The 13,809-nt window shown below is 68.5% G+C and carries 15 protein-coding genes and 1 tRNA gene; 1 reads left to right on the forward strand and 15 read right to left on the reverse strand.

The genetic code is table 11. The features are described from left to right. Nucleotides 1–25: 25 nt before the first annotated feature. The 6 genes from QSJ33_RS02415 to QSJ33_RS02440 are packed head-to-tail and all read right to left on the reverse strand — an operon-like array spanning nucleotide 26 to nucleotide 4,607. Entirely contained in the window at nucleotides 26–607 is a 582-nt protein-coding gene (locus QSJ33_RS02415; protein ID WP_285722631.1) for an HD domain-containing protein, read from the reverse strand. A gap of 13 nt (nucleotides 608–620) precedes the next feature. Then, nucleotides 621–1,451 (reverse strand): tRNA pseudouridine synthase A, encoded by an 831-nt coding sequence (locus tag QSJ33_RS02420; protein WP_285722633.1) that lies wholly within the window; start codon nucleotides 1,449–1,451, stop codon nucleotides 621–623. 2 nt (nucleotides 1,452–1,453) lie between these two features. After that, nucleotides 1,454–1,852, reverse strand: coding sequence for a response regulator (locus QSJ33_RS02425; protein ID WP_285722634.1), 399 nt, complete (start codon nucleotides 1,850–1,852; stop codon nucleotides 1,454–1,456). 55 nt (nucleotides 1,853–1,907) lie between these two features. Beyond that, on the reverse strand, nucleotides 1,908–2,759 hold the full coding sequence (locus QSJ33_RS02430) for a PHP domain-containing protein (RefSeq protein WP_285722636.1): 852 nt from the start codon (nucleotides 2,757–2,759) through the stop codon (nucleotides 1,908–1,910). Beyond that, nucleotides 2,756–3,058, reverse strand: a complete 303-nt coding sequence (locus tag QSJ33_RS02435; RefSeq protein WP_285722638.1) for an EscU/YscU/HrcU family type III secretion system export apparatus switch protein — start codon at nucleotides 3,056–3,058, stop codon at nucleotides 2,756–2,758. Before QSJ33_RS02435 ends, QSJ33_RS02430 begins: the two co-directional genes overlap by 4 nt. 25 nt (nucleotides 3,059–3,083) lie before the next feature. Further along, nucleotides 3,084–4,607 (reverse strand): cellulose synthase family protein, encoded by a 1,524-nt coding sequence (locus tag QSJ33_RS02440; RefSeq protein ID WP_285722639.1) that lies wholly within the window; start codon nucleotides 4,605–4,607, stop codon nucleotides 3,084–3,086. A gap of 140 nt (nucleotides 4,608–4,747) precedes the next feature. Between QSJ33_RS02440 and QSJ33_RS02445 the strand changes: the two genes are divergently transcribed. Further along, complete coding sequence (locus tag QSJ33_RS02445) at nucleotides 4,748–6,643, forward strand: serine/threonine-protein kinase (protein ID WP_285722640.1); 1,896 nt, start codon at nucleotides 4,748–4,750, stop codon at nucleotides 6,641–6,643. Between the two features lie 348 nt (nucleotides 6,644–6,991). On the opposite strand, the gene QSJ33_RS02450 is transcribed toward QSJ33_RS02445, so the two are convergent. The 9 genes from QSJ33_RS02450 to QSJ33_RS02490 all read right to left on the reverse strand — a co-directional run bounded on the left by QSJ33_RS02450 (nucleotide 6,992) and on the right by QSJ33_RS02490 (nucleotide 13,809). Next, nucleotides 6,992–7,066 (reverse strand) — tRNA-Gln (locus tag QSJ33_RS02450). 58 nt (nucleotides 7,067–7,124) lie between these two features. After that, the gene (spoVG, locus tag QSJ33_RS02455) at nucleotides 7,125–7,484 is read right to left on the reverse strand and encodes a septation regulator SpoVG (RefSeq protein WP_285722641.1); all 360 of its coding nucleotides are present in this window, start codon (nucleotides 7,482–7,484) and stop codon (nucleotides 7,125–7,127) included. Further along, nucleotides 7,478–8,095, reverse strand: a complete 618-nt coding sequence (locus QSJ33_RS02460; RefSeq protein ID WP_285722642.1) for a purine nucleoside phosphorylase YfiH/LACC1 family protein — start codon at nucleotides 8,093–8,095, stop codon at nucleotides 7,478–7,480. The genes spoVG and QSJ33_RS02460 overlap by 7 nt, the downstream gene beginning before the upstream one ends. Before the next feature lie 87 nt (nucleotides 8,096–8,182). Next, nucleotides 8,183–9,019, reverse strand: coding sequence for a D-alanyl-D-alanine endopeptidase (gene pbpG, locus QSJ33_RS02465; RefSeq protein WP_285722643.1), 837 nt, complete (start codon nucleotides 9,017–9,019; stop codon nucleotides 8,183–8,185). A 69-nt stretch (nucleotides 9,020–9,088) separates the two neighbouring features. Further along, nucleotides 9,089–9,988 (reverse strand): prenyltransferase, encoded by a 900-nt coding sequence (locus tag QSJ33_RS02470; protein ID WP_285722644.1) that lies wholly within the window; start codon nucleotides 9,986–9,988, stop codon nucleotides 9,089–9,091. Between the two features lie 3 nt (nucleotides 9,989–9,991). Beyond that, nucleotides 9,992–10,774 carry a DUF116 domain-containing protein gene (locus QSJ33_RS02475; protein WP_285722645.1) on the reverse strand — a complete coding sequence of 261 codons (783 nt, stop codon included), beginning with the start codon at nucleotides 10,772–10,774 and terminating at the stop codon, nucleotides 9,992–9,994. Further along, a complete protein-coding gene (locus QSJ33_RS02480) occupies nucleotides 10,771–12,237 on the reverse strand; it encodes an MlaD family protein (protein WP_285722646.1) in 1,467 nt (488 codons plus the stop codon). Before QSJ33_RS02480 ends, QSJ33_RS02475 begins: the two co-directional genes overlap by 4 nt. Then, nucleotides 12,234–13,025, reverse strand: coding sequence for an ABC transporter ATP-binding protein (locus QSJ33_RS02485; protein WP_285722647.1), 792 nt, complete (start codon nucleotides 13,023–13,025; stop codon nucleotides 12,234–12,236). Before QSJ33_RS02485 ends, QSJ33_RS02480 begins: the two co-directional genes overlap by 4 nt. Before the next feature lie 7 nt (nucleotides 13,026–13,032). Then, nucleotides 13,033–13,809, reverse strand: a complete 777-nt coding sequence (locus QSJ33_RS02490) for an MlaE family ABC transporter permease (RefSeq protein ID WP_285722649.1) — start codon at nucleotides 13,807–13,809, stop codon at nucleotides 13,033–13,035.

Consider the following 13,809-nt stretch of genomic DNA (forward strand, 5'->3'; position numbering starts at 1 on the left):
TTTGACGACCACAAGATCTGAGTTCTTACACGCCCTGGTCCGTCCCGGCCGGTGCCAGCCCCAGTTCCTCCCGGTGCCGGTGGAGGACGCCGATGATCCGTTCCAGGTGCTCCTCCTCGGTCCCGCCCACGGCCTCGATGAGCATCCGCAGGCCCTCGGCCACCTCGAAACGGTCCACCCCGGCGGCGAAGGCCTTGTCCTTCAGCTTCTTCTTCACGCTCCTGGGTTCCAGGCCCTCGGTGCGCCCGGGCCGGACCAGGGCGCAGGCCATGACGAATCCGGTGATCTCATCCGAGGCCAGCAGGGCCTTGTCCAGGAGGTTCCCGTAGGGCACTCCCCACCGGGTGTAGTGGGCGCTGATGGCGTGGGCCAGGTCGGCCTCGCCGCGTTCGGTGAGCCAGGCCACGATGCGCTTCGGATGCTCCTCGGGCCAGGAATCATAGTCCGCGTCGTGGAGCAGCCCGGCCAGCCCGAAGCGTTCCACGTCCTCGCCCTGGCGGGCCGCGAAGTCCCGCATCACCAGCTCCACGGCCCGGGCATGGATCCGCAGCCGGTCCGAGGGGGTCCAGTCACAGAGCAGCTGCCAGGCTTCGTCACGGGTGGGCATCGAGGCTCCGGGCTCAGGGAATCAGGAGGGTCGGCTGCGGGGGGCCGGGTTCGGGATCCCCTGCGTAGCGGACCCGCTCCAGGAACAGGCCCGAGGCTGGCGCAGCATGGGCCGCCCAGAGGCGGTTGGCGGCCTCCGTGGGATCCCGGAGGTCCTCCACGATGCGACGGGGTTCCTCCTCGCCCACCCCGCAGGCCACCGCGGCCCCCACCATGCGCCGGACCTGCCGGCGGAAGAAGTGGGTGGCGCGGACGCGCAGCAGGATCAGGGAGCCGGCTTCCGCCACCTCGCACTTGAAGAGGCGGCTCCGGCCGTCTTCCTCAGAATCCAGCTCGGCAAAGGCGGCGAGGTCCTGGTTCCCCTCGAAGGCGGTCCAGGCCCGGGCGAGCCGGTCCAGGTCCAGGCGGTGTTTCACCCACCAGATCCACGGCTTGCCCAGCGCGCTCCGCCGGCGGCTGATCTGGTAGAGGTAGGTGCGGTCCACCGCATCGTGCCGGGCATGGAAGACCGGGGGGCAGGAGCGGACGTCGCGGAGGGCGATGTCCTGGGGCAGGAGGGCATCCAGGGCGCGGCGCAGTTCGCCGGGCCGGGGGGCGCCCCTGGCGTCCAGGTGCAGGTGGGCCACCTGGCCCAGGGCGTGGACCCCGGCGTCCGTGCGGCCGGAGCCGCCGAGGGCCACGAGGTGGAACCCGGCCTGGTGGATCGCGTGCTCGAGGGATCCGGCGACCGTGCGGACACCCTCACGGGTCTGGCCGGGCCCCTGCTTCTGCCAGCCGTGGAAACGACCGCCGTCGTACTCCAGGAGGAGCCGGTAGGCGGCGAGGGAGACGGGTCTCGCGGCCACGGTCAGGCGCGGATGACGGCGCGGACGGCGTCCACGAGGGCAGCCGGATCGTGGATGGGCTTGGCGATGTAGCCTTCGGCCCCCGTCAGCTCCAGGTACTTCTCGCGGTCCCCGAACATGGCGTGGGCCGTGGCGAGGAGCACGGGGATGTGCCGCGTGGCCTCGTCCTGCTTGAGGAGCTGGGTGATGAAGATCCCGTCCACCTTGTTCCCCTGGTAGCTGGAGCGGGAGAGGCTCACGTCCATGATGATGGCGGCGAGATCCGCCTCGTGGGCGAGCCGCAGGATCTCTTCCACATCCTCGGAGACGAGCACCTCGAACCCACCCTTCTTGGCGAGGACGACCTGGATGAACCTGACATTGATCGGGTCATCTTCCACCAGGAGGATGCGATTGGACATGGGGGCCCCTATCTTCAACAGCCTACAGCGCTTCCGCGCCTGGCGACAGGTGCACTCAGGTCCAGGCGCCCCGGTCCCGCTGGGCCTCCAGAGCCTCCAGCAGGCTGTCCGGCACCTTCAGCCCGCCCCGACCTGCGCCGAGCCGGAGTCCAGGCTTGTTGCCGCCGTGGTAGTCGCTGCCCCCGGTGACGACCATGCCGAGGCGTCTGGCCAGTCCCGTGAAATAGCGCTGTTCAGCGGCCCGGTACTCTCCGTAGTAGCCTTCGAGGCCCTCGATGCCCTCCCGCTGCAGGTCGCGCATGGCCTCGTCCCAGTTGAAGGAGCCGCCGGCGAAGCGCCCGGGGTGCGCCACCACGGGCACGCCGCCCGCCTCGCGGATCCAGCGGGCAGCCTCCCCGGGACTCAGTTCCTCCCGGGGCACGAAGGCCGGGCCATCGTCCCCGATAAGGCGCTCGAAGGCCTCCTGAGGTCGCCGGACGTAGCCCTTGGCGGCCAGGGCCCGGGCAAAGTGGACCCGGGAGAGCAGGGGGGTCTCCGCCTCGGCCTGGACCTCCTCCAGGCTCACGGGACAACCCACCTCGGCCAGACGCAGGGCCATGCGGCGGTTCCGGTCCTCCCGGCGTCCGCGCAGCTCGGCCAATCGATCCTGGAACCGGGCGTCCGTGGGGTCCACCAGGAGGCCCAGGACGTGGAGGGACCGCCCCATGAAGCGGCAGCTCAGTTCCGTGCCCACGAGCAGCCGGACCTCCACCTTCGGCTGCTGGGCCAGGAAGTCCGGGATGCCGCCGAGGGTGTCATGGTCGGTGAGGCAGAGGGCCGTCAACCCGGCCGCCTCCGCCAGGAGAGCCAGACGTTCCGGCGTGTCCGTGCCGTCGGAATGGAGGGTGTGGCAATGGAGGTCGATCATGCGGTGGGTTCGCCGGGGATCCGACCGTTGGCCCGGTAGAGGGCGGCCAGGAGCAGGGCCACGGCCTGGAAGAGCTCGGGCGGGATCAACCGGCCGATGTCGAGGGGTTCCAGGGCGGCCAGCAGGTCGGGATCCCGGGTGACGTTGACATGGTGCTGTCGCGCCAGTTCGAGGATGCGGTCGGCCAACAGCCCCTCACCCCTGGCCACCAGCTTGGGTGCCGCATCCCGGAAGGGATCCTCCGGCTGGTACCGCAGGGCGGCGGCGCGGGAGCGCTGGGTGCGGGGCGGGCGGGCCATGGCTCCCCCGATCGGAACGGGGGGCCTACTGCAGGAAGGTGGAGGCGCTCTGGACCTCGTCCACCGGCTCCTCCATGGCCAGGCGCCGGAAGAGCTTCATGTCCGCGAAGGAGAGGAGGCTCATGTAGGCGAAGCCGCTGAAGAAGAGCCAGAGGAAGGGCACCGAGGCCCACTTCCGGATGTAGATGGCCACGCAGAGGGCGGCGAGGTAGTAGACAGCAAAGGCCAGTTCCAGGAAGGTGAGGACGCTCTTGGGCACCTTGTAGGCACGCTTGCTGATGGCCTTGCCATCGGCGTCCACGCCCAGCTTGGGGGTGCGCTTGAACTCCTTGTCGTCCGTGAAGAAGCCCTCGAGCACCGCCTTGGCCTGGTTCAGGGCGAGTCCGATGCCGAGGCCCATCAGCCCGGGGATGTACTTCAGGCGCCGCTTCCAGCCCGTGTTGTCCGTGAGCTCCTTCTGCGAGAGCCCGAAGTAGAGGCCCACGCTGACGGCGTTCAGGAGGAAGAAGGGGCCATCCGTGAGCAGCAGGATGTGCATGGGCGTGCCGGCCCGGATGATCATGCTGGGCACCATGATGATGGAGAGCACCACCATCAGCATGTAGTTGCAGTTGGCCGTGAGGTGGAACCAGCACTCCAGCTTGGTGTGGAGGCTCTCGTCGGACTTCCAGATGGTCTTCATCAGCTTGCGGATGACCTGGGCGTTGCCCTTGGCCCAGCGGTGCTGCTGGCTCTTGAAGGCATTGACCTCCACGGGCAGTTCCGCGGGGACCACGAGGTCCTTGAGGTAGACGCCCTTCCAGCCCTTGAGCTGGGCCCGGTAGGACAGGTCGGCATCCTCGGTGATGGTGTCGTGTTCCCAGCCGCCGGCGTCGGCGATGGCGGAGACGCGCCACATTCCGGCCGTGCCGCTGAAGTTGAAGAAGGCCTTGGAACGGTGGCGGGCGGTGTGCTCGAAGACGAAGTGGCCGTCCAGGAGGATGGCCTGGACCTGGGTGAGGAGCGAGAACTCGCGATTCAGGTGGGCCCAGCAGCCCTGGACGAAGGCCACCTTCTCATCGGCGAAATGCGGAACGGCCTTGCGGAGGAAGTCCTCCGTGGGCAGGAAGTCCGCGTCGAACATGGCCACCAGCTCGCCCTTGGCGCTCTTGAGGCCCTCGGCCAGCGCGCCGGCCTTGAAGCCCGTGCGGTCCGTCCGGTGCAGGTAGTGGATGTCGAATCCGAGGGCCTTGTAGCGGTCCACGACGGCGCTGGCGACCTTCACGGTCTCGTCCGTGGAGTCGTCCAGCACCTGGATCTCGAGCTTGTGCTTGGGCCAGTCCATGCGGACGACGTGGTCCATGAGCCGCTCGATGACGTTCATCTCGTTGAAGACGGCCAGTTGGACAGTCACCACCGGCAGGTAGCTGGCGTCGCCCTTGGGCTGGGGAACGTCCTTCTTGTGGCGGTAGTAGAGCAGCAGCATCCACAGGCGGTGCGCGCCGTAGATGCTCAGGATGGTGAGCAGCGTGAAGTAGGTGACCAGCACGGCCGTCTTGAGGATCTCCATCTCGGAACGCTCTCCTTCGCCCACAGTCCATGAGCTGCTTATATTCTGCCGGGACCGGCAGGAAAATCCATGAAAAACCTCACAATCTTGCAAACCCAGCCGATGCGGTTGGTAGGATGGCTCCGCTACCAGGGACACGCATGGGTGACTCCGAGAACCTCCCCCAGACCATCGGCCGCTACCAGGTCCAGCGCCTGCTGGGCGGTGGGGCCATGGGCAGCGTCGTCCTGGCCGAGGATCCGAGGATCAAGCGGAAGGTGGCCATCAAGCTGGTGAAGCTGGATTCGGTCAGGAACGAGGCCGACCGCCACGAGTTCCTCATGCGTTTCCAGCGGGAGGCGGAGGTCTCGGGCGTGCTCAACCACCCGGGGATCGTCGCCATCTACGATGTGGGCGAGGAGGAGGGGCTCGGCCCCTTCCTGGCCATGGAATACGTGGCCGGGAAGCCCCTGGACAGCCTGATCAAGGGCTCCGTGCCGATGTCCCTGAAGGAGAAGCTGCGGATTGCGGCCGGCATCGCCGAGGCCCTGGACCACGCCCACGCCAAGGGCATCGTCCACCGGGACGTGAAGCCGGGGAACGTCATGGTGGGCGAGGATGGCCGGCCCAAGCTCATGGATTTCGGCATCGCGAAGCGGGAGGATGCCAGCCTGACCCAGACGGGCACCTTCCTGGGGACGCCCAGCTACGCCAGCCCCGAGCAGATCAAGGAAGGCACGGTGGACGGCCGCTCCGACATCTTCAGCTTCGGGGTGCTCGTCTTCGAGCTGATGAGCGGCCAGTCGCCCTTTCCCGGGGCCTCCATCAACACCATCCTCTACCGCATCGTGAACGAGCCGCCCGCCGAGGTCCAGCCCCCCGTGCTGGGCGTGCTGCCCGACGGCTGGCACCGGGTCTTCGACCGCGTGCTGGCCAAGAAGCCCGAGGATCGGCACCCCTCCTGCGCCGCCTTCATCCGCGACCTGATGGAGGCCGTGGTGGAGATCGGCAAGGATGACCGGCGCGAGCTCATGGGCCTCATGCACTTCAACGGGGACACGCCCCTCCCCCGGATCGTCTCCCGCTCCCACGAGGAGACCCTCCTGGTGCAGCGGCCGGCCCCGAAACGCGGTCCCTGGCCCCTCCTCATGGGGACCCTGGCCGCCGCGGTCCTGGCGGTCGGCAGCTGGTTCCTCTTCCGCGGCGCCCGGGGCGCGCGGCTGCAGATCAACACGGATCCACCCGGAGCCCAGGTGTTCGTGAACGACCTGGAGGTGGGCACCACACCCACCAACCAGGCCCTGCGCGAGGGGGACCACCTGCGGATGGTGCTCAAGGGATTCCGTCCCTTCACCTACGCGTACAGGCCCGGAACCGCCCCGCCCACCTTCCCCCTGGAGCCGGTCGTCTCCGACGAGGTGATCGATTCCCAGCCCCAAGGGGCGACCGTGGTGCTCGACGAGAAGCCCCTGGAGGGGGTCACCCCCCTGAAGGTGCGATGGAATCAGGGCGTACCCCACCGCCTGACCCTTACCAGGGACCAGCAGGGTTTCCAGTGGGACTTCGCCCGTGGGGAGGTGCCGGGGGGGAAGGCCTTCGCGCTGAAGGATGCCGGCGCCGTGGCGTCCGTGGAGCCGCCCCTGGATCCCAATGCACCCGGCACCCTCAAGCTGGCCGGCGGGTTCGCGGTCCGAGTGAAAGTGGACGGGAAGGACCTCGGTGAACTCGGACCGGGCGGGAAACTGGCCGTACCCCCAGGGCCCCACAAGGTCGAACTGGCCAACGCAAAGGTCTTCTACCGGGATAGCCGGACCATCACCGTCACAGCCGGCCAACCTTCGGCCCTCGCCCTGCCGGGGCTGGCGACCCTCATCGTCGAGACCTTCCCAGGCACCGGACGCGTCGCCATCGACGGCCAGGACGCCGGGATCGAGAGCGACGGGAGCAGCGTCCAGGTCAGCCTCGGACGCCACACCGTCACCATCCGCAGTGCGGGTGGAACCCGCACCGAGCCCGTGGACGTCAGCGGGGACAAGCACCTGAAGATCCCGCTGTAGGGCTGGCTGCGCACGGGCCTCCGGCTCCGCCGGATCGCCAGGGACAGCCGCCCCCTGTCCCTGGCTGGCCCTACCTGCGCGCCATCCCCGATTTCGAATCCTTCGGGCACCCCCAAGCAGAACGACCGCCTCGCGGCGGCCGTTCTGCTTGGGGAGGAAGGATCCCCTCCACGTCACCCTGCGGGTGACGTTCCGGCCGCAGGGCTGGCTGCGCACGGGCCTCCGGCTCCGCCGGATCGCCAGGGACAGCCGCCCGCTGTCCCTGGCTGGCCCTACCTGCGCGCCATCCCCGATTTCGAATCCTTCCGCCATGCCTAACGCAGAACGACCGCCTTGCGGCGGCCGTTCTGGTTGGGGAGGAAGGATTCGAACCCTCGGTACGCAGGATCAAAACCTGCTGCCTTACCACTTGGCTACTCCCCAGGCGGAACGGCAAGGATAGCGCGGGTCCGCGTCTCCCCCAAGGCCTGGGGCCGAGAGGTCAGGGGTTGGCCTTGGGGGTGAAGCCGAACTCCTCGACGCCCAGGAGGTCCGGACGCACCTGGACTTCTTCCCCGCGCTCGATGCGGCTGAGGGCCCGGGCTCCCGTGGCCGCCTCGTAGGCCAGCAGGACGCGCTCCTCGATCTGCTCCCGCAGGGCGTTGTTCAGGGGGTAGGCGATGTCCTTGAAGCTGCCGTCCCGCTTGCGGCGGCTGGGCATGGCCACGAAGTAGCCGTCCTCGCCCTCGACCACCCGGAGGTCGCCGACCAGGAAGCAGTCGTCGAGGACCAGGGCCGCAAAGGCCCGCAGCTTGTCGTCGCCCTCGATCTTGGTGATGCGCACGTCCGTGATGTTCAGCATGGCTGCCTCGGGATGGATGGTTCGGGGACGGGAAGGATCTCGGCCCACCCCCATTGTCGCCCGGACTTGTCCCCGCGGCGCCAGGACCAGAGCAGGTCCGGCCGGCAGAAGGTGCAGAGGGCCACGGTGCCGTCCTTTCCCGGATCCAGCCCCAGATCCCTGGCCTGGGCCTTCAGGAATCCGTGGAGGTCAAGGTGGGGGCGGCCCTGTCCGCCGGGGTGCCGCAGATCCTCGCGCCACGCCGGGTCCCGGCGCGCGGCGTCGATGACCTCCTCGCCGACCTCGAAGTGGCAGGCCAGGATGGCCGGGCCGAGGGCCCAGGCCAGCTGCGCGGGGTCGCCCCCCAGGCCCTGGTAGACGGCCACGGCCTGGCGGAGGATGCCTCCGCCCGGGGCCGCGGCCACGCCCGTGGCCCCCCGCCAGCCCGCGTGCAGGGCCGCGATCCAGGGATGGCCGCCGGGCAGGGGTCCGGCGAGGAGGATGGGCACGCAGTCCGCCACCCGCACGCCGATCCGCAGGCCGCGTTCCGACGTCCAGATCCCGTCAGCCTCCGGCACGACGCCGGTGGCCTGGACCACACCGCAGCCATGGACCTGCGAGAGCCGGCCCAACGGGGCCTCCTCGGGAACGTCGAGACGGGTGCTGAACCCCCAGCGGAGCGGGAAGGGGGGTGGAACGGAGGGGACCAGCACGGGGGCCTAGCCGTTGTTCCGGAGACGGGCCTCGATCCACTGCTTGATACGGTTCGCGTCGCCCAGTCGGGTGTACTTGCCCCAGGAATCCAGCAGCACGATGAGCACGGGGCGCTCGGCCAGCATGGCCTGCATGACCAGGCACTGGCCGGCCTCATTGATGAAGCCGGTCTTGGAGAGGCCGATCTGCCAGCGGCCGGCCCTCACCAGGGCATTGGTGTTGATGAACTGGAGGGTGCGTCGGCCGGAGTGGATCGTGGCTTCGGCGCGGGTGGTGTATTCCCGGATCTGGGGGTAGCGGTAGGCGGCATCCACCAGCCGGGCCAGATCCTGGGCCGAAGAGACGTTCCCGCTGGAGAGACCGGCGGGGTCCTGGAAGTGGGTTTCGGTCAGCCCCAGGGCCACGGCCTTGGCGTCCATGGCCTTCACGCAGGCTTCGACCCCGCCCGGGTAGGCGCGTCCAAGGGCGTGGGCGGCCCGGTTCTCGGAGGACATGAGGGCCAGCCCCAGGGCCTCGGACCGGGTGAGCCGGGTGCCCACGGGAAGCCGGGACCGGCTGTGGCGGATCATGTCCTTGTCCACGTTCTCGATGACCAGGGGCTCCTGCATGTCCTGGTGGGCGTCGAGCACCACCATGGCCGTCATGAGCTTGGTGATGGAGGCGATGGGCATGATGGCCTCGGCCTGCTTCTCCACCAGGGTCTGGCCGGTCTGCTGATCCAGGACCAGGGCGGCGGCGGACCTCAGCATCAGGCGGGAGGGCCGGGGGGCGCCTCCGCGGAGGGGCAGGAGCCCCTGGAGGGTGAGGAGTCCGAGGATCGCCAGGCCGTGGTTCAGCTTCATGCGTGCTCCGGGACCGGTGGGGTCCGATCGTCTTTCCACTGTATCGGAATAAATCGCCCGCTGTTTAGCTCAAATCCAAAGAAGGGCCAGGAGGCTCAGATCGGTGATGGCCCAGGCCACCAGCCCCCGGTACATGCCGGCTTCGTGCTGGCTGTCCGTCCAGCGGCGCCAGCGGGCCAGCCAGGGCAGGATCACCGCCAGCCAGGCGCCGAGGGAGAGGAGCAGGGGGACGGGGTTGCGCTTCAGGAGAATCACCGCCCAGGCGAACCACAGGTGGGCCAGCACCATGGTGCCGAGGGCCAGCACGAGGCTCTGGCCGACCCCGACCCGGATGACCAGGGTGCGGTCACCCCGGCGCCCGTCCTCGGCCACCTGGTAGATCTGGGTCATGGGATAGAGCGTGGCGAACAGGAAGGCGAAACCCACCGAGGCGGCCACGATGGACGGACTGAAGGGCCGGCCGGTGACCGCCCAGCCGGCCAGGGGCGTGAGCAGTCCGAATCCGATGCAGTTGATGAGGAGGTCCCAGCCCGCCCTGGCCTTCAGGCGGACCGGGGGCGCGGAATAGAGCACGCTCATCGCCACGCAGGCCAGGTTGATCCAGAAGAACGGCCGGGGGAGCAGCCAGCCCAGGACGACCGCGGCCGCCAGGAGCACGGAGGAGAAGGCCAGCAGGTGTCGGGGCGGTTTCGGGGGCGACTTCAGGTAGCCGATGTCGCCCTCGTCCTGGTCGAAGGCGCTGTTGATGGCGAGGGTGCCCCCGTTCAGCAGCGCCACGAAGACGAACCAGCCCAGGAGCGCACTCCGGACCGGCAGGGCGGCCCAGCCCGCCGCCAGGAGGGTGCCCAGGAGGAAGTGGGCCGTCATGATGGGCCATTCCAGGGGGCGGAGATGCAGCAGGTAGGCGAGCGCCTTCGGGCCCAGGAGGCGCTCGAAGGCCCTGCGGAGGACGAACCGGGGCTGGGTCATGGTTCAGGCCTCCCGGACCAGGGGCTGCACCTTCGCCGGGGGGACCGCCGGCTGGACCAGGGCCTCCATGGCCGCCATCAGGTGGGGGACGCTGAAATCCGTGTCCACGCACATGCCGTGGGGCAGGGCGAGCGGGATGACGTAGGAAGGGGTCTCCGGCAGCTTGATGAGGCCCTTGAGGAGGCGGTCCGTGCAGCTCACGGCCACGATGAGATCCGGCCGGTACTCCCGGGCCTCCCGGTAGGCCTTGTGGCTGCGGTTGGTGATCCGCCCTTCCCACCGGCCGGCGATGGCGGCGTTCATGTAGTCGCCCACGGCGCACTTCCCGCAGTCGTAGCAGGCCTGCAGGTCGTCGAGGATCCCGGCCTTGCAGCGGGCCATCTGGATGCAATGGGGCAGCAGGATGAGGGCCCGGCGCGCCTTGCGGTCCCGGAAGGCTTCCCGCACGCGGTGGTTGTGCCAGGCGCAGAAGGAGAGGATCCAGGCGTCCTCCTGCCCCAGCCAACGGGCCAGAGGGCGCAGGGTGAGGGCCCAGAGGCCATCCCAGCGCATGATCGCAGGGCGGCTGCGCAGGTAGGCTCCACCCGAAAGGAAGGTGGGCCAGGCCACGGCGATGCCGGCCACGCAGGCGAGCATCCACCAGCCGCGGCCGTCGAAGTGGAAGGCGGCGGCGAGGAGGGCCACCACCGCTATCGCCAGAGGGGTTCCCCGGCGCACGGCGAGGAACAGGCCGTACCGCTCCCGGGGCAGGGCCCCCGGTGCGGGCAGCACCCTGGGGTCCGTCACTTCGAGGCTCCCGCCAGCCCGATGATCTTCTTTAGGTCCTCATCGCGCCAGCGCAGGCCCCCGCCGACGAAGAAGGTCCGGAGATCCTTGTTGGCGATGTCCTGGACGCCCGTCTGGATGTAGGCGCCCTTCCAGAACTGGTAGCTGGCGGTGAAGCGGTAGCGGGGATTGGGCTTGTCGTCCCGCTTGGAGAAGTCGTAGCCCAGCACGCCGAAGCGCAGCTTGTCGTTGTCCAGCGTCCGGAACTCAACGCCGCCGCCGCCCTTGCCCTCCACGATGCCCGCGGAGAAGACCGCCGGCCCGAGGCGCTTGGCGAACTGGGCGGAAACGGTGAAGGTCTGGTCGGTGGTGACCGACCGGGTCTTCTCCAGCACGCTGGTCGGCAGGCCGGTGACGGGATCGAGGGTGGTGACGGTGCGCACGCTCTCGTTGATCTTGCCGTCCGGGGTGGAGGCGAAGCCCAGCGCGTACCAGTAGTCGGGTCGAGGGGCGATCTCCAGGCCCAGGCCCACGCGGCTGTCGCTGCGCTTGGTCCACTGGGCGGCATTCATGTCCAGGCGGAAGTCCATCTTGGTGAGGCCGCCCAGCAGGTTGTTCACGTTGTCCACGGCCTCGTTGATCTTCTTGATGGTCGTGTCGTCGTTCAGCAGCTTGCCCACGGTGCCTTCGCCGTGGTTGATGCGGTCGGTGAGCACCTTCAGGTTGTCGGCGGTGCCCTGGAAGCTCTGGGCCAGCTTGCGGACATCCCCCACGACGCCCTTCAGCTCCGGCCGGTTCTCCTCCAGGATGGCATTCAGGTTCTTCCCGACCGATTCGAACTGCTGCGCCAGCTTGGGCAGCTTGTCCCGCAGGTCGGCGCTGATGGCCTCCACGTTGGCCATGGTGTTGTTGATGGCGCCGTGGTTCTCCTGCGCCATGGATCGGAATTCCGCCGTGAGGACACGGATGTTGTCCACGATCTCGTCCAGCTTCTGGCGTCCCTGCTCGCCACCGATGGACTCGTTCAGGGCCTGCGTGACGCCCTTCACGTTCTTGCCGATGTCCGCCAGGGTCTCCATCAGGTTGTCGAGGCTCACGCCGGCCTTGCTGGGAATGGGCTTGCCTTCGGGGAACGGACCCTTCTGCTGATGCCCTGGATCCAGGTCGATGAACTTCTCGCCCAGGATGCCGATGGAACCCAGCGACACGGTGGCGTCGCCGTAGACCCCCAGGTCCCGGGAGAGGGCCAGGACGACCTTGGCCCGGCCGCCGTCCAGGGTGATGCCCTGGACCTCGCCCACCTTCACGCCGGCCACCAGCACCTTGCTCTGCGGTGTCAGGCCGGCCACCTGATCGAAATAGGTGAATCGCTCCGTGCGATTGTTCTTGCCGCCGATCTCGAGCTTCTCGGTGCGGAAGATCAAGAACCCCACCACGGCGATGGCCGCGGTGAAGAAGATGCCGACGCGGGTTTCGAGCTTCATGCGTGAGCCTCCTTGGCCTTGCGCTTGGGGGGCGGCGGATCCTGGAGGAAGGGACCGTCCGCGTCGCCCCGGAGGAACTGCTGGACCACGGGATTGGGGTTGACCTTGAATTCTGCCGGCGTCTGGCAGGCGATGCACTCGCCCCGGAAGAGCAGGGCGATCCGGTCGGCGATTTCGAAGGCGGACTTGAGGTCGTGGGTGATGGTGATGGTGGTGACGCCGAGTTCGTGCTTCAGGTCCAGGATCACGCGGCCGATCACGTCCGTCATGACGGGATCGAGCCCGGTGGTGGGCTCGTCGAAGAGGAGGATCTTGGGCTTCAGGGCGATGGCGCGGGCAAACCCCACACGCCGCTTCATGCCCCCGGAGAGCTCGGCGGGCTTGAGCTGCTCGGTGCCCTTCATGCCCACGAGGGACAGGCACTCCTCCACCCGGGCCTGGACTTCCGCTTCGGTGATCTCGAGGTGCCGCCGCAGCCCGAAGGCCACGTTCTCGAAGACCGTCATGGAATCGAAGAGGGCCGCCATTTGGAAGCACATGCCGATGCTCTGGCGGACCTTGAACAGCTCCTCGCGGCGGAGCTGGGCGATGATCTTGCCTTCCACGGCGACATGCCCCGAATCGGGGGTGAGCAGGCCCATGATGTTGCGGAGGAGGACGGTCTTGCCCGTCCCCGACCCGCCCAGCACCACCAGGCTCTCGCCCTCCTCCACCTGCAGGTTCACGTTGGACAGCACGACCTTGGGCCCGAAGGCCTTGGAGAGGTTGACGACGTCGATCAGGGCCACGGCGCACTCAGACCAGGAGCAGCTTGGTGAGGAAGAAGTCCGCGATGAGGATCCACAGGCTGCTCGTCACGACGCTGCTGGTGGGGGCGTTGCCCACGCCCTCGGCACCGCCCCGGGTCCGGTAGCCTTTCCAGCAGCCGACCAGGGCGATGATCATCCCGAACACGAAGGCCTTGGTGAGGGCGATGCGCACGTCCCGGAAGGCAAGCAGCTTGTAGAACTCGCCACCGTAGACGAAGGCGCTCTGGCCCTCGGCGCCCACCAGGATGAGGTAGCCGCCCCAGTAGCCGACGTAGATGGAGATGGCCGTCAGGAGGGGCACCACGAGGGCCGCGGCGATGAGGCGGGGCACGAAGAGGTAGTGGATGGGATCCGTGGCCAGGCATTCGAGTGCGTCGATCTGCTCGGTCACCTGCATGGTGCCCAGCTCCGCCGCCATGGCGCTTCCGATCCGGCCCGAGAGCATGAGGCCCGTGATGACCGGTGCCAGCTCCCGGACGATGGCCAGTCCCTCCACCTGGGAGGCCAGGCCCTCGGCCTGGAACTGGCGGAAGCCGAATGCCAGCTGCACCGCGAAGACCATGCTCACCGCGAGGCTGGTGAGCACCACCACGGGGATGGAATTCACGCCCACGGCCTGGAACTGGCGCATGAGGTTGGCGCCGTCGAAGGGGCGCTTGAAGATGGCGGCGAAGGCCCGGCCGGAGAGCACGGCAAAGTCCCCGGCGGTTTCCATGGCCTGGAGGACGGTGCTGCCGACTTTGTCGAAGAGGGTGAGGACCAT

Origin of the sequence: Geothrix rubra, assembly GCF_030268065.1 — a bacterium.
GTDB classification, from domain to species: Bacteria; Acidobacteriota; Holophagae; order Holophagales; family Holophagaceae; genus Geothrix; species Geothrix rubra.